The sequence below is a fragment of the Mycolicibacterium sp. HS_4_1 genome (assembly GCF_054515875.1).
Map to the genome: position 1 here is coordinate 5976432 of NZ_CM137261.1, position 20251 is coordinate 5996682.

The window sequence follows — 20251 nt, forward strand, 5'->3', positions numbered from 1 at the left end:
GGATCCGCTTTCACGCTTGACCGCGAGCGCGGTCCTCGTAGGCCTTGCGCGCACTGTTGTCGACCTTGTCGGTGAAGATGTGCTCGCCACCGAACAACCGGTTCAGCTCCTCGCCGACGATGCGCGGCAGGTACTTCTGGGCACCGATCAACACACCGGCCAGTCGGGTCACGCGGACCTTCGGACGCGGCTTGATGATGAGACCGACGATCGCGTTCGCGATGTCGGACGGTTCGGCGTTCTTGATGCCGCGAATACCGGTCGTGCCCGAAGTGAGTTCGGTGTTGACGACCGACGGGAGCACGGCGGAGAACTGGACACCGGTCTTGCGGTTCTCCAGACGGACGGCATCGGTGAACGAGAGCACCGCGGACTTGCTGGCACAGTAGGTGGCCAGTCCGGGAGTGTAGGTCTCGCCGGCGAGCGAGGCGACGTTGATCACGTGCCCCGAACCGCGCGGAATCATGCGCTGCGCAGCGAGTTTTGTGCCGATGATGACGCCGTAGACATTGATGTCGAGCATCCGGCGGGTCACCGCATCCGGCTCGTCGGCAAGAAGGCCGACCGGCATGATGCCGGCGTTGTTGATCAGCACGTCGAGCGGACCGAGTTCACGTTCGACGTCATCGAGAAACGTCGTGAACGATGCGAGGTCGGTCACGTCCAATTTGCTTGCGAACACATCGATGTCGGCACCGGACTGCTTGACTGTCACCTCGTCGACGTCGCCGATCGCGACCTTCGCACCGAGACCACGCAACATCGAGGCGGTCGCGAGGCCGATACCGCGAGCGCCGCCGGTAATCGCTATCACCTTGCCGCGCACAACATCCGAATGATCTGACATCTAGCCTTCTCCTTTGGTGAGACCAATACGTTGCAGGCCCTGCGCGCCGAAAGCACGAAGAGCGCCGTAGACGAGCCGGATGCGCGTCTTCGAGTACGGGAACCACATGGGTTCGTCGATCACCGTCGGCAACCGCGGCTCGGTGACAGCGGTCTGCCGGCAGTACTTACGGACCCCGGCGGCACCACCCCAGCGCGACCCGACACCGGACTGCTTCCAGCCGCCCATCGGCAAAGCAAAACTGAACAGGTTCGCGATGACATCGTTGATGTTGACGGCACCGGCATCGAGCCGGCGGGCCACCGCATGTCCGCGGGCCTTGTCGCGGGTCCAGACCGATGCCGACAGCCCGTAGCGGGAGTCGTTCGCGAGCCGGATCGCTTCGTCCTCGTCGGCGACCTTGATCACCGGAATGGTCGGACCGAATGTCTCTTCCTGGATGCACGCCATCGTGTGGTCGACGTCGACCAGCACGGTCGGCTCGAAAAAGGTGCCGACACCGGTCGGCTTGCCGCCGATCGTCGCCCGCGCACCGGCGGCGGTTGCCTCGTCGACATGTCGCCGCACGATGTCGAGCTGGGTGGCGTTGGCCATCGGGCCGATTTCGAACCGGAAGTCCCTGCCGTCCTGACCTTGACGCAGCCGCCCGACCCACTCGGTGAGCTTCGTGACGAACTCGTCGTAGACCGGTGCCTCGACGTAGACGCGCTCGACCGACACACAGGTCTGGCCGGCGTTGAACAACGCACCCCACGCAATGCCGTGGGCAGCACGGTCGACATCGGCATCGGCAAGGACCAGCGCCGGGTCCTTACCGCCCAACTCGAGGCTGTACGGCTTGAGCTGTTCGACGCATTGCCGTGCCACGGCTTTTCCGGTTCGCGTCGAGCCGGTGAACTGGACAAAGTCGACCGCGTCGACCACCGCCGCACCGGTCTCGCCGCGGCCGGTCGTCACCGCGAACACCTTCGGCGCGCCGATCTCGGCCCACCCGCGTGCGAGCTCCATCGCGCTGAGTGGGGTCACCTCCGACGGTTTCAGCAGCACCGCGGCGCCGGCCATCAACGCTGGTGGAACATCCAGGCCCGGCATGGCAAGCGGAAAGTTCCACGGCGTGATGATGCCGACCACCGGATAGGGCCGGAACACCGTGGTGAGCTTCTTGGTCCAGCCGATGGGACTGTGCGGGTTGGGTCGCTCGTCAACCAGATACTTGCCGGCAGTGCGGGCGAAGTAGTTGATCAAATCCACCCATGCCGGTACTTCGAACTCCGCGTCGGCTCGCGGCTTACCGGTCTCTGTCTGCAGGACATCGGCGATGCGCGCCGAGTTGTCGAGCAACCACGCCTGCAGCTCGAAGAGCCAGCGCGCACGACCCTTCGGCCCCAACGCTTCCCATTCGGGCTGCGCCTCGCGCAGTGCGCGCGCAGTGGCGGCCACCGATGCCGCTGATTCGTCCGGGACGCTGCCGACGACCCGGCCGTCGGCGGGATTGTGCACGGCAATCACCGGCAGTCCAGCCGATTCTGTTGCCGTCGAAGTCTGGCTATTACGACTGTCCATCTCGGTGTCCGTTCACGCGGGGCGGCAATCACGGCGCGTTGCCGTGACCAATTCACTTACTAGAGCGACGATCTCGTCGGGAGCGTCCAGCTGCGGGCAGTGGCCCGCCCTGTCCAGCACGACCAACCGGCTGCCTGGGGTCGCCCGGTGCCAACCCTCACTCGAGGCGAACGCGACGATCCGATCCCGGCGTCCGTGCACAAAAACAGCCGGACAAGAGACACCGACGACCGCAGGTTCGGCATCGACTGCACATTTCATCGATATGGCCCGTTCGAGCAGTTCCCGGGCGCCGCGGCGGCTGTGTACCTGCCCGCTGAGAATGCGCACCAACTCCGGATCGTGCAAGGTTCGATCGCCATAGAGAAAGTGACCGATGAGCGTGTCGGCCCCGCATTCACGGACCCACCTGGGCGCGCTGACACCCGCCACCCAGGTAAGCGCTCGCCCGTCGCCGAGGAAAGCCGCACGGACCAACGGCGTCCAGCCGAAGCCCGGCGTCGCCGTCGGCACGATGCCGCCGATCGGAAGACGCAGCGGTGACGCGGCCGCGCGGACGGCGAGGTACGCGCCGAGGGAATTGCCGGCCAGCACCGCCGGAGCCTGCTGACTGTGCGCGCCGATCACCTCGGCGACGAACCGGTCGCCCTGAGGCAGCCACGCGCCGGGCTCGGCCGGGTCGGCGGCGCCGAAACCGGGCAGATCGACGGCAACCGCCGACTGGCCGGCTTGGGAGAACCGATCGAGCACCAGCCGCCACGCGTCGGCGGGATGGCCGAACCCGTGCAACAGCACAACGGTTGGGCCATCCCCCTCGACGAACAACTCTCGCGTGCCCACCCCGTTGTGGACCGTCCGTCGTTCGTTGATCACGCGATCAAGCCTGCTCTGACCATTTATCCAGCTGGTTGGGCAGCTCATCGAGCACCCACGGCCCGTCGACCTCGACGGTCTCCACCGATGTCCAGCCCTTGAGCAGGGTGATGGCGCCGCCCTGCACCGCCAGGACCTTCCCGGTGAGCGGGCACTTCTCGTCGGCCAGATAGGCGACCACCGGAGCGATATTGGCGGGGCTGAAGGCATCGAATTCGCCCTCAGGAATCTCTTCGAGGAACATCGCATTCATGCCGGGGGTGGCCAGCGTCAAGCGGGTCCGGGCGACCGGCGCGATCGCATTCACCCGCACCCCGTAGCGCTCGAGCTCCATCGCCGCGACCTCGGTGATCGCCGCGATACCCGCCTTGGCCGCCCCGTAGTTGGACTGGCCGGCATTGGGCATGAAGGTCCCCGACGCCGACGCGGTGTTGATCACCGCGGCGTTGACCGGGTTGCCGGCCTTGGCCTGCTCTTTCCAGTAGCCCGCCGCGTGCCGCAGCACCGCGAAGTGGCCCTTGAGGTGCACGGCGATCACGCTGTCCCACTGCGCCTCATCCATCGACGCGACGAAGCCGTCCCGCAGGATGCCGGCGTTGTTCACGACGATATCGAGGCCGCCGAACTCGGCGATCGCTTGGTCGACAAGGCTTTTCGCGCCGTCCCAGGTGGCGATGTTGTCGGTGTTGGCGACGGCTTTGCCACCGGCGGCGACGATTTCGTTCGCCACTTCCTGGGCGGGGCCGGCGTCGGCACCGGCGCCCTCGTTCGAGCCGCCGAGGTCGTTGACGACGACGCTCGCGCCCAGCTTGGCGAGCAGCAGCGCGTGCTCACGGCCGATACCGCGACCGGAACCGGTGACGAGGGCGACGCGGTTCTCCATTCGGGGCGAGCGAAGCGACGGGGAGTTCAACTGTGAACCCATGTGAGTTTCCTTCTGAAAGTTGGTGATTGGATCAGACGGCCAGGACGGCGAGCTTCTCCAGCGAGGCCGCGATTTCCTTGTTGGAAGCGCGCTCGATGGCACCACCGATGGCGCCGACCATCATCTGGCTGATGAACTCGGCGGCGACGGTCACGATGGAAGCGTCCGCACCCTTCGGTTCGACCTGCAGGCTGAAGCTGATCTTCGCGCCAGCCATGCCGGTTCCGGAGAATGTCGTGGTGTTCGGGGCGTCGTATTCGTCGACGGTGAAGTCGATGGTGTTGGCCATACCCATGATGGTGAGCACCTCACTCATGGTCGCGCCCTGCGAGAGCGTCGCCGGCGGCGCTGTCTTCCACTTGGTGTGCAGGGTCAGCCACTCTTCGAACCGCGCGGGGTCGGACAGGATCGCCCACACCTTCTCCTGCGGTGCGGCGATTTCCAGGGAACCTTTAGCGTTTGCCATTTCTAACTACTCCATTTCTTGTGCGGAATATGTTGCCGGATAACAGGAATCAGCGGTCAGCTGATTTGTAGGCGGTGACGACGACCGATCCGCCCAGACCGATGTTGTGCTGCAGCGCGACACCCGATCTACGGGCAGCGCCCTCGACCTGACGCTTGTCGGCGGTACCGCGCAGCTGCCAGGTGAGTTCGGCGCATTGCGCCAGACCAGTGGCACCCAAAGGGTGACCCTTGGAGATCAGTCCACCCGACGGGTTCACGACCCAACGACCGCCATAGGTGGTGTCGCCGTTGTCGACGAGCTTGTGTCCCTCACCCTCGGCCGCCAGACCCAGTGCCTCGTAGGTGAGCAATTCGTTCGGGGCGAAGCAATCGTGCAGCTCGATCACATCGATGTCGTCGGGCGTGATCTGGGCCTGTTCGTAGACACGGTTCGCCGCGGTGCGACTCATATCGGCACCGACGAGGGTCGCCATGCTCTTGCTCTCGAACGTCCCCGGGGTATCCGTGACGAGGGCCTGCCCGACGATTTCCACTGCTTGAGAAGCCAAGTCGTGCTTCTCGACGAATGCCTCACTGACGACGATCGCCGCACCCGAACCATCGGAGGTCGGCGAGCACATCGGACGGGTGAGCTGACCCGGGGCGTAGATCATCTTCGCGTCGATGATCTCCTGCTCGGTGTACACGTCCTGAAACTGCGAGTACGGGTTGTGCACGGAGTGGGCGTGGTTCTTGACCGCGATCCGCGCGAAGTGCTCCGGGGTCGAGCCGTACTTCTGGTTGTGCTCGACGCCGGCCGCGCCGAACATCCACGGCGCGACCGGGAAGGCGAACTCCTGCAGTTCGGCCATCGCCTCCATGTGCTTCTGCATCGGCTGCTCGCGGTCGTCGTAGGTCGAACCGAGCGAGCCCGGTTGCATCTTCTCGAACCCGATGGCCAGCGTGCAGTCCGCGAGCCCACCGCGAATCGCTTGTGCGGCAAGGAACAGCGCACTCGATCCGGTCGAGCAGTTGCTGTTGACGTTGAACACGGGGATCCCGGTCAGGCCCAGGCTGTACACCGCACGGTGACCCGAGCACGACTCGCCGTAGCAGTAGCCCGCGTACGCCTGCTCGATCAGATCGAATGCGATACCGGCATCTTCGAGAGCTTTCGTGCCGGACTCTTCGGCCATCGCCGGGTAGTCCCAGCCTTCGCGGCGCCCCGGCTTCTCGAACTTGGTCATGCCGACGCCGACCACAAATACCCTGTTACTCATACCTTTTACCTTCCTAGGAGATTTCGGCGAGGCCGTCGGTGATCACGAACTTGCCGGCCTTCTCGTCGCCGGCGGTTTCGAACGCGTAGGTACCCGCGCCGGTGTTCCAGAACGTCGTGGTGATGGTTTCCTTCGGCAACGCGGGCTTGCTGAGCCGGACCGCGAGCCGCTTCAACCGGGCGGGGTCCTCCGGGCTGACTTGCGAGAGCAGCGCATGGGAGGTGAAGGCGATGGTGCACAGACCGTGGATGATGATGCCCGGCAAACCCATGGCCTTGGCGAAGTCGTCGTCCAAGTGGATCGGCATCGGGTCGCCGGCGGGATCGCTGTAGCGGAACGTCTGATCCTCGTCGAATGTCTGCACAGAGGTGAACGCCGGTTCGCTGTCGCGCAGCGCCGCGTCGAAGGTGTGCTCCGGGCTCTTCTCGCCGACGGCGCCATCGAATCGACCGCCACGGAAGAAGCCGATGAAGTACTGCTCGTTCACCAGTTCCCCATCGGAGTCCCGGGTTTCGAGCAAGGTCGTGACGACGACACCGGACTCTTTGCCCTCGATACCGATCGGTTTCGCGCGAACGGTGAGGACCTCACCCGGCACGATCGGACGGTGGAAGCGGAAGTCGTGCTCGCCGTGCAGGATCCGCAGCATCAAGTCGTCCGGCACCACACTCATCGTCGCGTCGGCCATGATCGCGGTGACCGGGACGACCGCGAATACCGGCGGCGCGTAGGTGCCGTCCAGATGTGCGGCGATCGGGTCGTTGGTCGCTTTCGCGTAGGCGACGGTCTGAAGTCGCTCGACCTTGAATTCCTGCTCGCCGCCCCACTGATCGAGACGGTCGAGGTGGAAACCTTCGTTGGCAGCCATGCACGCTCCTTGCGCGTCGTCGGGCAATCTGGTTTTCGACGCTACGGTCGTGCGGCCCAGCCGACGATGACCGAACTTCTCGGGTTCTTGACCGAACCGCTCGTGGCGACGCGGGCGCTCCCCTCATTCCTTCGCGCTCCCGTCCGGAGTAGCTTCGGCACGTGCCTCCCGCCGACCCGACCACCGCCTACACCATCCCGATTCAGCGGGTGCAGGCGTTTGTGGGTCTCGCGATGCACTGGGGCTGGGATATCGAGGGCATGTTGGGTTCAGCGGGTATCTCACCGATGCTGCTTGCCGAAGGCCGCTCCCGCGTCACCACCGAGCAGGCAAGCGTGCTCTTTCGCTGGCTGTGGCGCGAAACCGACGACGAGCTGCTCGGGCTCGGGCTGGGTCCGGTGCCACGCGGCACCTTTCGGCTGCTGTGTTTTGCCTTGGTCAGTGCGCCGGATCTGGGTGCGGCCCTGCGACGGTTCGAAGACGTCAATCGCGCGATACCGGGAATTCCGCCCGTCACGATCACAGTCGACGGTGACGCTGCCAGGCTGTCGATCGACATCACGGCGATCCAGCGGCCGGTCGACCTGCTGATCGACACCCTGTTGGCCATGACCCACCGGTTCATGGGATGGGCCGTTGGCAGACGCATACCCCTGCGACAGGTCGAAGTCCCGTATGCCGCACGTTCGGAGGTCGACGACTACGACTTGATCTTCGGTGCGCCCGTGGTGTTTTCGGCAGCACAGACGGCGCTCGTGTTCGACAGCGCCAGTCTGTCCGCGCCGATCGTCCGCGACGACGCATCGCTGGATAGTTTTCTGCGCGGCGCACCGGCCAGTGTGCTGGCCTACCGCAGCCACACGACGTCGACCACCAACCAGGTACGGCGCCTGCTGGAACGGGGCTTGTCCGGCGACTGGCTGAGCGCTGAGGAGGTCGCCGCAGAACTGGCGATGAGTCCGCAAACGCTGCGGCGCAAGCTCCGTGAGGAGGACACGTCGCCACGTGAAATCAAGGAGCAGATCCTGCGCGATGCGGCGATCGCGAGCCTGGTGCGCGGCGACGAGACCGTCGCCGCGCTGTCCCGTCGGCTCGGATTCTCCGAACCGAGCGCCTTCTCCCGGGCGTTCCGCCGGTGGACCGGCAGCCCGCCCGGGTCCTACCAGAGCTAACCGAGCAGTCGCTCGATATGGCTGTCGGGAACCATCCAGTCGGACAACAGCTTTCGTACCGTCGATTGATCCGCTGTCGGAGGTTCCGGGTGTGCGGCCGGGGTACGGCTGAACCTCGGCGCCGGGGCCGGCTGGCGGACCCCGTTGACCTCGATGAAGGCGTCGCGAGTCTGGTTGTGCACATGCTCGTGCGCCTCCCAGGGGCTGAGCACCGGGGTCACGCACGCATCAGAGTCGGCAAACAGGGCAGCCCACTCGTCGCGGGTGCGCTCTTTGAACCTGGCTCCGATGACCTCTTTGAGCTGCGGCCAGCCCGTCGGATCCAGCTGAAACGGCAGTTCGGGATCGTCGATGCCGAGTGCCGCCAAAAGCTGCATGTAGAAAGGGAATTCGACGCAGCCGACGGCGACGTACCGGCCGTCGGCGCATTCGTAGGTGTCGTAGAACGGCGCGCCACCGTCGAGTGCGTTCTCACCGCGGGGCTGATTCCACAGCCCGGCAGCATGCATTCCGTGCGCGAATGCTGTGTACAGGGCCGCACCGTCGACCATGGCGGCGTCGATGACCTGGCCCGTGCCAGACCGTTCGCGTTCGTACAGCGCGGCCAGGATGCCCATGGCCAGCAGCATCCCACCACCGGCGAAGTCGCCGATGATGTTGCCGGGCGGCACCGGGCGCTCACCGGGGCGGCCGATCAGATCGAGGGTGCCGGTCAGGGCGATGTAGTTGATGTCATGGCCCGCGGTGCTGGATAGCGGACCCTGCTGACCCCAGCCGGTCATCCGGCCGTAAATCAGGCGCGGATTGTGCTTTTCGAGATCTGCGGGCCCGATACCCAGTCGTTCGGCGACACCCGGACGGAACCCCTCGACGAAGACGTCGGCCTTCTCGACCAGTGCGAACAGTGTTCGCAGATCGTCGCCGTCCTTCAGATTCAGCTTGACGTTGCGCTTGCCGCGGTCGAGCGGACCATCCGGTGGCGTGAGTCCGTCACCCGGGGCGCCGGCTCGCTCGACGCGTAACACGTCGGCGCCGAGGTCCGCCAGCACCATGCAGCCGAACGGCGCCGGCGCCAGGCTGGCGATCTCGACGACCTTGATGCCCGAAAGTGGCCCCGTCACAGCGACTTCGCAATGATCGTCTTCATGATCTCGTTGGTGCCGCCGTACACCTTCTGGATGCGCGCGTCGGCGTACAACTTCGAGATCGGATACTCCTGCATGTAGCCGTAGCCACCGAACAGCTGCAGGCATTCGTCGGCGACCCGGCACTGTTGTTCGGTCAGCCACCATTTGGCCTTCGCGGCCGTCGGCACATCCAATTCGCCGGCGAGGTGCTTGACCAGGCACTCGTCCAGGAAGCTCCAGGCGACAGATTTGACGGTGTCGCTTTCGGCGAGCACGAACTGCGTGTTCTGGAACTTGAAGATCGGGCGCCCGAATGCCTCGCGTTCCTTGGTGTAGGTGAGCGTCACGTCGACGGTCTTCTCGATCGATGCCGCCGCGATCACCGCCAGCACCAATCGCTCCTGCGGGAGCTGTTGCATCAACTGAATGAAGCCGAGGCCTTCGACACCGCCCAGCAGGTTGGCCTGCGGGACCCGGACGTCGTCGAAGAACAGCTCACAGGTGTCCTGGCCGTGCTGGCCGATCTTCTCCAGATTGCGTCCGCGGCGGAAACCGTCACGGTCGGCCTCGACCAAGATCAGCGAAACACTGTCCGCTCCACGGCCTTCCGGGTTCGTCTTCGCGGCCACCACGACAAGATCCGCGGTCTGGCCGTTCGAGATGAATGTCTTCGCACCGCTGATCACATAGTCGTCGCCATCCTTGACCGCCTTGGTCTTGATCGACTGCAGATCCGAGCCGGTGCCCGGCTCGGTCATCGCGATTGCGCTGACCACCTCACCCGAGGCCATCTTCGGCAGCCACGCCGTCTTTTGCTCCTCAGTGCCGTAGGAGCTGAGGTAGTGCGCGATGATCGCGCTGTGCAGCACCCCGCCGAAACTCGGTGCCATCGAACGAATCTGCTCGATCGCGACAACGGCCTCGTGTGCGAACGTACCGCCACCGCCGCCGTACTCCTCGGGGATACTCAAACACAGCAGGCCAAGTTCGCCCGCCTTGAGCCAGACATCGCGATCGACCTGCTGCTGCTGACCCCAACGCTCCTCGTTCGGAGCGCACTCCTTCTCGAAGAACCGGCGCGCCAGATCGGCAAGCGCGTCAAGGTCCTTGTCCATCCAGGATGAGCGATGCAACGCCACAGCAGAACTCCTTCGTTCACAGTCGGTTGCACGGAACGCTACGGCGACCGACCGGCGGTGCCCATGACTCAACCGACCACCTCAGTGACCGAACTGCTCGCGGCCGCAACGAATCCGCCATAGGGATGCCAGAAGACCTCCGAGATCACCACGGCGGTCGAGAATGTACGAGTGACCACACTCTCGGGCGCCAACAGATTCTGGATCAGCTTGATCGCCGGGCTCATTGTCGGCGCCGCGATCGGCGTGCTGACAGATCGCTGGCCGGTGGGACTCCTCGCGGTCGTGATCACCACCGCGGCCGGCTACGTGATCTGGGCGCTTGCAGTGCTGTGGCGCATGAATCCCGAACGGACGAGGGCACACGCGGGCGAGGCCGATGTCGACGATGAAGTCGGCGACATCGTGCTGCTCCTCATCCTGACCGCGAGCCTGACCGCCATCGGAATACTGCTGTGGTCCGCCAACGATGCCGACAAGGCTTCGTACGCGGGTCTGTCGCTGGCGGCGATACTCGCTGCCTGGGCCTCGCTCCACACCATGTACACGGCGCGCTACGCCCGGCTGTACTACGACGGCGACCCCGGTGGGATCGACTTCAACAACCCCGGTTTCGATCCGCAGTACAGCGACTTCTACTACTTCTCGTTCAACCTCGGGATGACCTACCAGGTGTCCGATACCAACGTGACGACCTCGCAGATCCGGGCAGAAGTTCTCCGGCATTGCCTGTTCAGTTACATCTACGGCACCGTCATCATCGCGTGCACGATCAATCTCGTCATCAACCTGGTCGGGTGATTGTCATGCTGCTGCTTTGGCCAGCGGCGGCCGAATCAGTTGAGTAGTCTGCCGCCTGTGCCCAGTCGGCCGTATCTGACCATCGATCTCGAGACAGTACGCAACAACGTGCTCGGCCTCCGAGCCGCGCTGCCCACGGCCGAGATTCGGTACGCCGTGAAGGCCAACCCGGCCGAACCCATTCTGCGGCTGCTGGCCGGCCTTGATTGCAGTTTTGACGTCGCGTCCGTGGGCGAAATCGACCTGTGTGCGGCGGCAGGCATCGACGGCGCCCTGATGACGTTCGGGAACCCGCTCAGGAAGCCCGCCGAGATCGCGTATGCGTTTGCGCGGGGTGTCTGCCGGTTCACCTTCGACACCGCGGCCGGGCTGCGGGCCATCGCCGAGAATGCGCCGGGGTCGAGCGTCGAGTGCCGCATCGCACCGACGTTCCCGTCGTCGGTGACACCGTTCGGGCACAAGTTCGGGTGCGCGCCCGAGGATGCGATCGAGTTGTTGACGCAGGCCCGGCAGCTCGAGTTGCACGCGGACGGCGTAGCGTTCCACGTCGGCTCGCAGCAGCTCGACCCGAAAGCGTGGGAGATCGGCATCCGATGCGCACGTCACATTTTCGAGGCCGTGCCCGGCCTGACGACACTCAACCTGGGCGGCGGCATCCCGGTCTCGTACGATGCGCGCGTACCCGGCGTCGGGGTCGTCGGCGACGCCATCGCCGACGCACTCGGGCAGCACTTCCCGACGCTCCCCCACATCGTCATCGAACCGGGCCGCGCGGTCGTCGGCTCGGCCGGGACGCTCTCCTGCGAAGTCGTTTCGGTGCGGACCGGCACCGACGGCCGTCGCTGGGTGTACCTGGACATCGGCCGCTACGGCGGGCTGGCGGAAACCGAGAACGAATACATCCGATACCGGCTGCGCACGGTTCGCGACGGCGACCCCGTTGATGACGCTGTCGTCGCCGGTCCGACGTGCGACGGCGACGACGTGCTGTACCGGCGGTATCCGCTGCCGGTGACGCTGCGCGAGGGCGATCTGGTCGAGATTGATTCGGCCGGTGCCTATACGACGAGCTACTCATCGTCGTTCAATGGATTTGCATGCTTGACAACGGAGTTCGTGGAGGTCACTGATGCAGTCACAACCGGGTAGCAGCTTCGCGGGCTGTCACGTACTGGCCGAATTCACGGGTGTCGATCCCGAGCTGGCCAATGACCGCGTGCGGTTGCGCCACCTGCTGCGTAACGCCGTCGAGCGCGCCGGAGCCACCGTGTGCGACATGGTGGACAAGCGCTTCGAGCCGTACGGCGTGACGGTGCTGGCGTTGCTGGCCGAGTCGCACGCGTCGATCCACAGCTACCCCGAGCGCGGCGCGATGTTCGTCGACGTCTTCACCTGCGGTGAGTCTGCCGATGCCGAGGAGGCCGTCCGGCTGTTGCGACAGGCCGTGGGTGCGGCAGATGCCCACGTCCACACCGTGTTTCGCGGAGCAGGCAAACAGATCGTCGAGCCGATGGCACCCGGCATCACCCGCACCTGGCAGCTGACCGACGTGCTGTGCGACGTCCATACCGAGTTTCAGCATCTGGTGATCGGCCGCACGGAGCAGGGCATCTCGCTGTTCAGCGACTCGGACCGCCAGAGCACCGAATTCAGTCAGCTCGTCTATCACGAGGCGCTGATGGTGCCCGCGATGCTGCTGACCGAGACGATCGATCGGGTGCTGATCATCGGCTCCGGCGAGGGCGTGGCCAGCCAGCTGGCCGTAGCCGCCGGGGCCACCCACGTCGACCACGTCGACATCGACCGCGCGGCCGTCCGGCTCTGCGCCGAACATCTGCCCTACGGCTACACGCCCCATGAATTGGCAAAGGCCGAAGCCGGACTCGGCGCCATCAGGGTGCACTACACCGACGGATACGAGTTCGTCGCCAACCACACCGGCCCCCGCTACGACGTCGTCGTCATCGACCTGCCCGACGAGCGAACCGAACCCGCCCAGCACAACCGTCTCTACGGCGCGGACTTCATGAAGCTGTGTGGTGACATCGGCGCCGTCGTCGTCGGCCAGGCGGGCTGCCCCACACTCTGGCGCAACGAGACGCTGATCCGGTCGTGGGAGCGCTTCGGCGAAACCTTCAGCACCGTGGTCTATTTCGGCAGCGATGAACACGAGTGGGCGTTCCTGTCAGGGACCGCCGAGGTGCTCGAGGATCCGCTGGCTATGATGACGGCGCGGCTGGAGACACTGCCGTACCCATGTCAGACGATCGATGCGGCAGCGCTCGCAGCAGCGACGACTCCGCCGATGTCATTGCGGCCGAATCGGATCGGCCTGGGAGCCGGCGCATCGGAGTACGCCGACTAGAGTCGGCGCCATGCGACTCGTCGGTACAGCCATCGCCATGGCAGGTGCGCTCACACTGCTCGGACCGGTGGCAACCGCGTCCGCCGATGCGGCGAGCCCCTTCGACCTATCTGACCCCACAGTCGGCCGGCTTGATCCCGCCTTGTTGGCAGCCATCCAGCACGCGGCCACCGCGGCAGCCGCTGAGGGGATCCCCATGACGATCACCTCCGGCTGGCGCTCTCCGGAGTTCCAGCAGCAACTACTTGATGACGCGATCCAAACCTACGGCAGTTACAACGCTGCGCGGCAATACGTTCAGACGCCACAGCAGTCCAAGCACGTCAGCGGCCAGGCCGTCGATATCGGCGGCAAGAGCGCCGACACGTGGCTGATCGCCAACGGTGCACGGTTCGGTCTGTGTCAGATCTACGCCAACGAACTCTGGCACTTCGAGTTGGCCACCGACGCCCACGGGGACTGCCCTCCGTTGCTTCCCAACGCTGCCAGCTGATCAGCCGGCAGGTGCCGGCGTCGTGGTGGCCACTGGCGCCGACGAGCGGGTAAGGCCAAGTGCGACAGTGATTTCCAATACCGCCTCTGGATCATCCAGGCGGTCACCGTAGAAGTCGCGCAGCTGGGTCATCCGGTAACGCACGGTCTGCGGGTGGACGAACAGCGACTCGGCGACGGCGTCCCGGCGACCGAGGTGCAGGACCCAGGCCCGCAGCGTTTCCGCGAGCCGTTCGGCCGTGCTGGAACGCAGGCCGGCAAGCGGCGCCAACACGCGACGACGTAGATCGTCCACGGCGTCATGGTCGGCACTGAGCACCAGGTCGACGAGGTGCTCTTCGGTATCGACGACGCCGGGGCCATCGGCCACCAAGGCACGTGTGCGCAACGCGCGCAGGTAGGAGGATTTCACCGTCCACCATTGCCGCGAGGGTCCGACGACTGCCGCGTTCCCGGCCATCGCATCGAGCACCCGCTGACGCTGCTGGCCGTCGGCATCGGGCACGAGCACCACTGCCAGCGATTCACCGGCGTCCGCCTCAGACCCGTCAAGACTGGCGTGGAGGGTTTCCTGGGCGAACAAGACCGACAGCTTGCGGGTATCAGCCTCGGGCAGCAACACGGCGCTCAGAGTCTTCGGCGGCTTCCAGTCGGCCTGCTCCGCACTGGCGAGCAACTGGTTCAATGGGGCGCCCGCCAGCAATTCCGCGGCGAGCCGATCGAGGTGGCGTTGCCGGACCCGGCCTGCGGCAGCGAGCTCATCGGCGTGGCCTGACACGCTGGCCGCCGACAGTTCGTCGATGAACGCGAACACCATTTCGGCGAACCTCGCCGTGGTCGCCGCCGAGAGTCCCGCCGCGACCGCGGTGTCCGAGAGCTCTCGCCACGCCACCCGCGCTCCGACCCGGTAGGCCGAAAGCAGTGCGTCGATCGAACGGCCGGTGCGGGCCTCTCCCCGACCCAGGTCGTAGGCACCGTCAAGCGCCGGAGACAGTCTGGGCCCCGCCTCGGTGCCGTGGGACCGGGTGGTCAAACGCAGGAAGGCGCCCAGCGCCACCTGCACGGCGTTCTCGATGGTCTGTCCCATGGGACCGCTGAACGCGTCGGTGTAGCTCGGCACCTCGGCCGTGACTGCCGCGACGGTCCGCTCAGCCATTTGTGGCAACACCCGTTCCAGGGCCCGGACTATCTCCTCGTCGAGGTCCAGACCACTGAACCGGGCAGCAGGATCTGTCAAAACTGTTCTTTACGAACAAAACAATGCGGATACCTCACCCCCTCAGCATAGGACTTTGTACGTATCACTCAGGGAAGCTAGGAGCATGACCACGACATCAGTTCGCCCGACCGCTGCGGGACTGCGCCGGCGTGTGCTCGAGCTGGCCGAGCGGATCACCACCCCACTGCTGCCCGGCGACTACCTCGACCTCGTCGCACCACTGCGTTCCGGAGCCCCACTGCGGGGCCGGATCACCGCGGTACTTCCCGAGACACGCGACTGCGTCACCGTGACGATCAAGCCCGGCAACGGCTGGCAATCACACATCCCCGGCCAGTACGTCCGCATCGGCATCGACGTCGACGGGGTACGCCAATGGCGCACCTACTCGCTGACCTCACATACCGATCGCCCCGACGGGCACATCGCGATCACCGTGAAAGCCATCGCAGATGGGGTCGTCAGCAAGTACCTGGTGCATCGTGCAACCGTCGGCACGCTTGTGCACCTCGACCAGGCCGCCGGCGACTTCGTCCTTCCCGCCTCGGTACCCGACAAGCTGCTATTCGTCGCCGCCGGCAGCGGCATCACCCCGATCATGGGCATCTTGCGCAACCTCGCCGACAGGGCGGACGCCGATGCCGTGGTCGTGCACTGCGCGCCCACTGCTGACGACATGATCTTCGCCGGCGAGCTGCGCCAACTGGCCGCGCGCGGCCGGATCCGGCTCATCGAGGTCCACACCGCCACTGACGGTCGGCTCGACATGACGCGGCTGCGGGAACTGGTCGGCGACCTCGCCGGCCGCCAGACCTGGGCGTGCGGACCTGCCGGACTACTCGATGCGCTGGAACAGCACTGGACCGAGCACGGCGTGGCCGACCGGTTGCACAGCGAGCGCTTCCGCGCCGAGGTCCTCACCACCGGCGACGGCGGCACCGTGACGTTCACCAAGAGCGGCACGACCACCGAGGCTGCCGGCGATCAGACGCTACTCGACACCGGAGAGGCCGCCGGCGTCCTGATGCCCTCGGGCTGCCGGATGGGCGTGTGCTTCGGCTGCGTCGTCCCGCTCCGCCGAGGGGCCGTGCGCGACGTGCGCACGGGCGACCTCACCACCGCCGTCGAAGGCGACGGCGTCGTGATCCAAACCTGCATCAGCGCAGCCGCGGGCGCCTGTGCCCTAGACATATGAGTCATCTGACCAATCCGCTCTTCGCACAAGGAGTTACGCCATGACTGCCCTGCAACGCAAACTCAACAACCCCGTCGCGCACCTCACCGAGGCCGACATCGAGAACATCGGTATCGAACTCGACGCGATCCGCGCCAACGTCATCGCCAACCGCGGCGAACAAGACGCCGCCTACATCCGCAAAGTCATCGCCGGCCAGCGCAAGCTCGAACTGACCAGCCGCGCCGTGCTGCTGTTCTCGCTGTTCCCACCGGCATGGATCGCCGGCACCGCCGGACTCGCTGTGTCGAAAATCATCGACAACATGGAAATCGGCCACAACGTGATGCACGGCCAGTGGGACTGGATGCGCGACCCGAAGATCCACTCGACGACCTGGGAATGGGACCACGCGTCGCCCGCCGAGATGTGGAAGCACTCCCACAACGAGCTGCACCACACGTACACCAACGTGCTCGGCAAGGACCAGGACCTCGGCTACGGCATCATGCGCGTCGACGAAGACCAGCGGTGGACGCCCTTCTACCTGATGCAGCCCCTGACCAACTTCGTCAACGCCTGCTTCTTCCAATACGGCATCGCTGCCTACGACCTGCAGATCGGCCGCTACCTCAAAGGCAAGACGGACAAGGAGGAGTTCCGCCGTCAGGGCAAGGAAGTGCTCGCCAAGACTGGGCGCCAGGCACTGAAAGACTATGTCCTGCACCCACTTCTGTCCGGTCCCTCGGCACTCACCACGCTCACCGCGAATCTGACCGCCAACCTCATCCGCAATCTGTGGACCCACTCGGTCATCATGTGCGGCCACTTCCCTGAAGGTGTCCAGACGTACGAGAAGACGTCGATCGACGGCGAGACCCGCGGTCAGTGGTACCTGCGGCAGATGCTCGGCTCGGCCAACGTCTCCGGTGGACGCTGGATGCATTTCATGACCGGCAACCTGTCCTTCCAGATCGAGCACCATCTGTTTCCCGACCTGCCCAGCAATCGCTATCAGGAGATAGCACCGCAGGTCGAGGCACTGTTCAAGCGCTACGAACTGACGTATGTCAGTGGCTCGCTGCCGAAACAGGTTGCGTCAGCGTGGAAAAAGGTGTTCCGGCTCTCCCTGCCCAACCGATTCGCGACGATGCGCTTGCCGCGCCTCGGGCTGACCCGGGCACCGAAGGCCACGTCGGAATTGTCGACGACAGCCGCGTAGCAGTTCACTGGCGAATCCTGTTGTCACCAAGAGCTATTCACGTCATGAATGAGTGTCTGGGCTGATGCAAGTTCGCGAACTGGCGAGCTTTCTCAGCCTGCGCTTGGGCGTCCATCGCTCCATTCTGGCGGAGTAGTCATGACGGGCACGTCGCGGGCCGGCTGCCGCACCTCAACCGATGTGCCCGCCCAGCGAAGCGGTGATCAGTGCGGGTGGCGAGTAGGAAACGAACACGTTCGCCCGTTCTTGGGCCGTCAGGTTTCGTCGGGCCCATAGCCGCCGACATCCCTTGCAAGACAAAGTAACCCACGCAGTCACGCGCGAAGTCGTCGCCACCCGCTGGTTGTGTACAACCATGACCGTTGCAAATCCTCTCGATATGAACTGAAACTGCCGTCTGTCAGATGTAGTCAAAACTGTTCAGGGACAATGGTGTTCGATGGCGAATCGGGTTGCGCCCAGCCGGTCGTAGACCTGCCACCAGATGGCTTCGTGAGCGCTTACCGACAATCGGCCCTGATCACGCCAGCGGTCTGCGGACAGAAGCATGCCCACCAGTACTTTCAGCTCGGCGTACTCCGCTTCGAGCTGTTCGTCTGGTCGGCCCGCGAACCGCGTGACGCAGCATGTCCGGATCTGAGCGTGCGACCGTGCGACTCGGACGAAGAGCGCGGCCCCAACTCCCAGCCACACCATGGTCGTGATGGCGAACTGCACCCAGGATGCCTCGGCGCCCAGCAGAATCAGGCAAAACAGCCACAGGACGGCACCCCACGTCGGCCATGCCCGCCACGCGCGCAACCATCGGCGCTCGACACTGTCGATGCCAGGTGGGTACAGCACCAACAAATAGCGTGTGACGCCGTAGCGGCTGGGTGAGACGCTCAACGAACCCCACATAAAATCACCGTCCACCAGGCGTGTCCACCAACCCCTGGCGGCGGGCGCCCAACCAGGCAGCGGCTGGGGCCAGCGATCACCACCGTCCCCGCAGTACGGGTTCTCCATGAGTATCCGGTTTACTCGCTCGCCGGAGTCGCGGACGCGTTGCTTACGGAATCCGTACACATCCTGGCGGTCGCCACTGTCACAAATCATGTCGCGTCAACGTTCGGACCAGTCCAGCAACTGGCCGTCAGGACACGGTATTGACGTCTCAAGGCGGCCTCGTGGTAGACGCCGCGGAATCTTTACGATTCGTTGACGCCGACAAGCCTCCCTCCGAGCGGGCCAACGGTGTTGGATCGCAGCCATGGTGCTCAGGCGACAGCCCTGATGCCGGGTCATGCATACCTGGCATCAGATTGGCGAAAGGAGGCGCTGCGCACCAACTTATGGGTGGCGCCGGTTGCCCTGACCGCCACCGTTCTGGCGTTGTTCATCGGCACCTACGGAATCGACCGCGCCGCCTATGCCGGTCGGTTGACGCTGCCCTCCTGGGTGCTCAGCGGTACCGCCGATGCAGCGCGCCTGGTATTGACCACCGTCGCTGCCGCCGTGATCACCGTGGTGGGCATCGTCTTCTCGATCACCATCGTGGTGCTGACCTTGGCCTCTACCCAATTCGGTCCACGGATGCTCCGAAACTTCGTGCGGGACTTGGGCACTCAGGTGACACTGGGAGCCTTTGTCGCTACGTTCTGCTATGCCGTGATTACGTTGGTATCGATCGGCGGTGGATCGCGTGGCGACTTCGTGCCCCACCTGTCCGTCACCGTCGCGCTGGTGCTGACCCTGCTCGACGTCGGCGTGCTGGTTTACTTCCTGAACCACATCGCCTCGATGATCCAGTTGTCTATCGTGATCGCCAAGATCGCCGGCACGCTTGCCGACGAGATTTCGGCACAGGAAAACGGCCGACTGTTTGGGATCGGCGCGGCGCGCGGGCCGTCCTGTGACGAACTCATCGCGCAGTTGCTCACCTCAGGTGCCGACATCCACACCACCCACAGCGGGTATCTGCAGGTGATTCGGCATGAGACCTTGCTGAAGGTGGCGACTTCGGCCGATGCGGTGATCCAATTACCTTATCGCCCAGGTCATTTCATAGTTGCAGGTCAGGTGGTGGCCCGCGTGTGGCCGGCCGAGGCGGCGCATTTCGTTGAGCAAAATCTGTTGCGCGGCCACGTCACCGGCCCGTACCGCACCTTGACCCAGGATGTCTCGTTTGGATTCGACCAGTTGGTCGAGATCGCACTGAGGGCGTTGTCACCGGCGGTCAATGACACGTTCACCGCGCTGACGTGCGTTGACTGGATCGGCGACTGCCTATGCCGGATTGCGACCTCGTGGCGTCCACAACGGATCCGCCGCGATGCCTCCGGACATATCCGGGTGATCGCCTATCAAGCTGATTTCGAACGGCTGGTGGAGCGGGCCTACGAAAAGATCCGCCAGGCTGCCGACGGCATGCCAGCCGTGATGATCCGGCAATTGGACTCGCTGGTGAAGGTCGCCGAGCAGACCCCGGACCGAGGCCGGCGCACGATCTTGATACGTGAGGCCGAGCGGATTCAGCGGGCCAGTGCAAGGTCAGTGGTCGATGCCGATGATCGGGCCGACGTGACGCGCGCCTATCACGCGGTCATCGCACTGGTCATCACACCGTCGCCGTAACAAACGCCACAGCGGGTGTTCAGATCGCGTCAAGGCCAGGTCGCATTGCTCAAATTCGGGTCTAACGTCGGCCCTCGCGGCGGATGGCACGCCGCAGGCTGACGCAGGAGGGGCAGTAACG

General features: G+C 64.9%; 19 protein-coding genes. 8 read left to right on the forward strand and 11 right to left on the reverse strand.

What is annotated here, in order from left to right:
* Nucleotides 1-10: 10 nt before the first annotated feature.
* Genes ACX12F_RS28730 through ACX12F_RS28760 form a run of 7 tightly spaced genes read right to left on the reverse strand, consistent with a single transcriptional unit; the run spans nucleotide 11 to nucleotide 6803 of the window.
* Nucleotides 11-847, reverse strand: coding sequence for an SDR family oxidoreductase (locus ACX12F_RS28730; RefSeq protein ID WP_459367613.1), 837 nt, complete (start codon nucleotides 845-847; stop codon nucleotides 11-13).
* Nucleotides 848-2410, reverse strand: a complete 1563-nt coding sequence (locus ACX12F_RS28735; protein WP_459367614.1) for an aldehyde dehydrogenase family protein — start codon at nucleotides 2408-2410, stop codon at nucleotides 848-850.
* A 12-nt stretch (nucleotides 2411-2422) separates the two neighbouring features.
* Nucleotides 2423-3283, reverse strand: a complete 861-nt coding sequence (locus ACX12F_RS28740; RefSeq protein WP_459367615.1) for an alpha/beta fold hydrolase — start codon at nucleotides 3281-3283, stop codon at nucleotides 2423-2425.
* 4 nt (nucleotides 3284-3287) lie between these two features.
* On the reverse strand, nucleotides 3288-4208 hold the full coding sequence (locus ACX12F_RS28745; protein WP_459367616.1) for an SDR family oxidoreductase: 921 nt from the start codon (nucleotides 4206-4208) through the stop codon (nucleotides 3288-3290).
* A 31-nt stretch (nucleotides 4209-4239) separates the two neighbouring features.
* Nucleotides 4240-4674: a type II toxin-antitoxin system Rv0910 family toxin gene (locus ACX12F_RS28750; RefSeq protein ID WP_459367617.1), complete on the reverse strand. Its 435-nt coding sequence runs from the start codon at nucleotides 4672-4674 to the stop codon at nucleotides 4240-4242.
* A 49-nt stretch (nucleotides 4675-4723) separates the two neighbouring features.
* Entirely contained in the window at nucleotides 4724-5935 is a 1212-nt protein-coding gene (locus tag ACX12F_RS28755; RefSeq protein WP_459367618.1) for a lipid-transfer protein, read from the reverse strand.
* 13 nt (nucleotides 5936-5948) lie between these two features.
* Nucleotides 5949-6803: a MaoC/PaaZ C-terminal domain-containing protein gene (locus tag ACX12F_RS28760; RefSeq protein ID WP_459367619.1), complete on the reverse strand. Its 855-nt coding sequence runs from the start codon at nucleotides 6801-6803 to the stop codon at nucleotides 5949-5951.
* Nucleotides 6804-6964: 161 nt separating this feature from the next.
* On the opposite strand from ACX12F_RS28760, the gene ACX12F_RS28765 reads away from it, so the two are divergent.
* Complete coding sequence (locus ACX12F_RS28765) at nucleotides 6965-7975, forward strand: AraC family transcriptional regulator (protein ID WP_459367620.1); 1011 nt, start codon at nucleotides 6965-6967, stop codon at nucleotides 7973-7975.
* Here the strand turns inward: ACX12F_RS28765 and ACX12F_RS28770 are convergent.
* Nucleotides 7972-9096, reverse strand: coding sequence for a CaiB/BaiF CoA transferase family protein (locus tag ACX12F_RS28770; RefSeq protein ID WP_459367621.1), 1125 nt, complete (start codon nucleotides 9094-9096; stop codon nucleotides 7972-7974). The genes ACX12F_RS28765 and ACX12F_RS28770 overlap by 4 nt on opposite strands.
* Nucleotides 9093-10217 carry an acyl-CoA dehydrogenase family protein gene (locus ACX12F_RS28775; protein ID WP_459370548.1) on the reverse strand — a complete coding sequence of 375 codons (1125 nt, stop codon included), beginning with the start codon at nucleotides 10215-10217 and terminating at the stop codon, nucleotides 9093-9095. Before ACX12F_RS28775 ends, ACX12F_RS28770 begins: the two co-directional genes overlap by 4 nt.
* Nucleotides 10218-10412: 195 nt before the next feature.
* Here ACX12F_RS28775 and ACX12F_RS28780 point away from each other — a divergent pair, with 195 nt between their 5' ends.
* Genes ACX12F_RS28780 through ACX12F_RS28795 form a run of 4 tightly spaced genes read left to right on the forward strand, consistent with a single transcriptional unit; the run spans nucleotide 10413 to nucleotide 13900 of the window.
* The gene (locus tag ACX12F_RS28780) at nucleotides 10413-11042 is read left to right on the forward strand and encodes a DUF1345 domain-containing protein (RefSeq protein ID WP_459367622.1); all 630 of its coding nucleotides are present in this window, start codon (nucleotides 10413-10415) and stop codon (nucleotides 11040-11042) included.
* Between the two features lie 57 nt (nucleotides 11043-11099).
* Nucleotides 11100-12191: a type III PLP-dependent enzyme gene (locus tag ACX12F_RS28785; protein ID WP_459367623.1), complete on the forward strand. Its 1092-nt coding sequence runs from the start codon at nucleotides 11100-11102 to the stop codon at nucleotides 12189-12191.
* On the forward strand, nucleotides 12172-13407 hold the full coding sequence (speD, locus tag ACX12F_RS28790; RefSeq protein WP_459367624.1) for an adenosylmethionine decarboxylase: 1236 nt from the start codon (nucleotides 12172-12174) through the stop codon (nucleotides 13405-13407). Before ACX12F_RS28785 ends, speD begins: the two co-directional genes overlap by 20 nt.
* Nucleotides 13408-13417: 10 nt before the next feature.
* Complete coding sequence (locus ACX12F_RS28795) at nucleotides 13418-13900, forward strand: M15 family metallopeptidase (RefSeq protein ID WP_459367625.1); 483 nt, start codon at nucleotides 13418-13420, stop codon at nucleotides 13898-13900.
* Here the strand turns inward: ACX12F_RS28795 and ACX12F_RS28800 are convergent, their stop codons facing one another.
* Complete coding sequence (locus tag ACX12F_RS28800) at nucleotides 13901-15136, reverse strand: PucR family transcriptional regulator (protein ID WP_459367626.1); 1236 nt, start codon at nucleotides 15134-15136, stop codon at nucleotides 13901-13903.
* Between the two features lie 85 nt (nucleotides 15137-15221).
* On the opposite strand from ACX12F_RS28800, the gene ACX12F_RS28805 reads away from it, so the two are divergent.
* Nucleotides 15222-16313, forward strand: a complete 1092-nt coding sequence (locus ACX12F_RS28805) for a ferredoxin reductase (RefSeq protein WP_459367627.1) — start codon at nucleotides 15222-15224, stop codon at nucleotides 16311-16313.
* A gap of 40 nt (nucleotides 16314-16353) precedes the next feature.
* Complete coding sequence (locus tag ACX12F_RS28810; RefSeq protein WP_459367628.1) at nucleotides 16354-17514, forward strand: fatty acid desaturase family protein; 1161 nt, start codon at nucleotides 16354-16356, stop codon at nucleotides 17512-17514.
* Between the two features lie 420 nt (nucleotides 17515-17934).
* Here the strand turns inward: ACX12F_RS28810 and ACX12F_RS28815 are convergent, their stop codons facing one another.
* Complete coding sequence (locus ACX12F_RS28815; protein ID WP_459367629.1) at nucleotides 17935-18414, reverse strand: DUF6611 family protein; 480 nt, start codon at nucleotides 18412-18414, stop codon at nucleotides 17935-17937.
* 438 nt (nucleotides 18415-18852) lie between these two features.
* On the opposite strand from ACX12F_RS28815, the gene ACX12F_RS28820 reads away from it, so the two are divergent.
* On the forward strand, nucleotides 18853-20130 hold the full coding sequence (locus ACX12F_RS28820) for a DUF2254 domain-containing protein (protein WP_459367630.1): 1278 nt from the start codon (nucleotides 18853-18855) through the stop codon (nucleotides 20128-20130).
* The last annotated feature ends 121 nt before the right edge of the window (nucleotides 20131-20251 follow it).

Bases quoted from the DNA above. Each gene is read 5' to 3' on its own strand.
- ACX12F_RS28730 (WP_459367613.1), bottom strand. From the start codon at position 847: ATGTCAGATCATTCGGATGTTGTGCGCGGCAAGGTGATAGCGATTACC.
- ACX12F_RS28735 (WP_459367614.1), bottom strand. From the start codon at position 2,410: ATGGACAGTCGTAATAGCCAGACTTCGACGGCAACAGAATCGGCTGGA.
- ACX12F_RS28745 (WP_459367616.1), bottom strand. From the start codon at position 4,208: ATGGGTTCACAGTTGAACTCCCCGTCGCTTCGCTCGCCCCGAATGGAG.
- ACX12F_RS28750 (WP_459367617.1), bottom strand. From the start codon at position 4,674: ATGGCAAACGCTAAAGGTTCCCTGGAAATCGCCGCACCGCAGGAGAAG.
- ACX12F_RS28755 (WP_459367618.1), bottom strand. From the start codon at position 5,935: ATGAGTAACAGGGTATTTGTGGTCGGCGTCGGCATGACCAAGTTCGAG.
- ACX12F_RS28760 (WP_459367619.1), bottom strand. From the start codon at position 6,803: ATGGCTGCCAACGAAGGTTTCCACCTCGACCGTCTCGATCAGTGGGGC.
- ACX12F_RS28775 (WP_459370548.1), bottom strand. From the start codon at position 10,217: ATGGACAAGGACCTTGACGCGCTTGCCGATCTGGCGCGCCGGTTCTTC.
- speD (WP_459367624.1), top strand. From the start codon at position 12,172: ATGCAGTCACAACCGGGTAGCAGCTTCGCGGGCTGTCACGTACTGGCC.
- ACX12F_RS28795 (WP_459367625.1), top strand. From the start codon at position 13,418: ATGCGACTCGTCGGTACAGCCATCGCCATGGCAGGTGCGCTCACACTG.
- ACX12F_RS28805 (WP_459367627.1), top strand. From the start codon at position 15,222: ATGACCACGACATCAGTTCGCCCGACCGCTGCGGGACTGCGCCGGCGT.
- ACX12F_RS28810 (WP_459367628.1), top strand. From the start codon at position 16,354: ATGACTGCCCTGCAACGCAAACTCAACAACCCCGTCGCGCACCTCACC.
- ACX12F_RS28815 (WP_459367629.1), bottom strand. From the start codon at position 18,414: ATGTGGGGTTCGTTGAGCGTCTCACCCAGCCGCTACGGCGTCACACGC.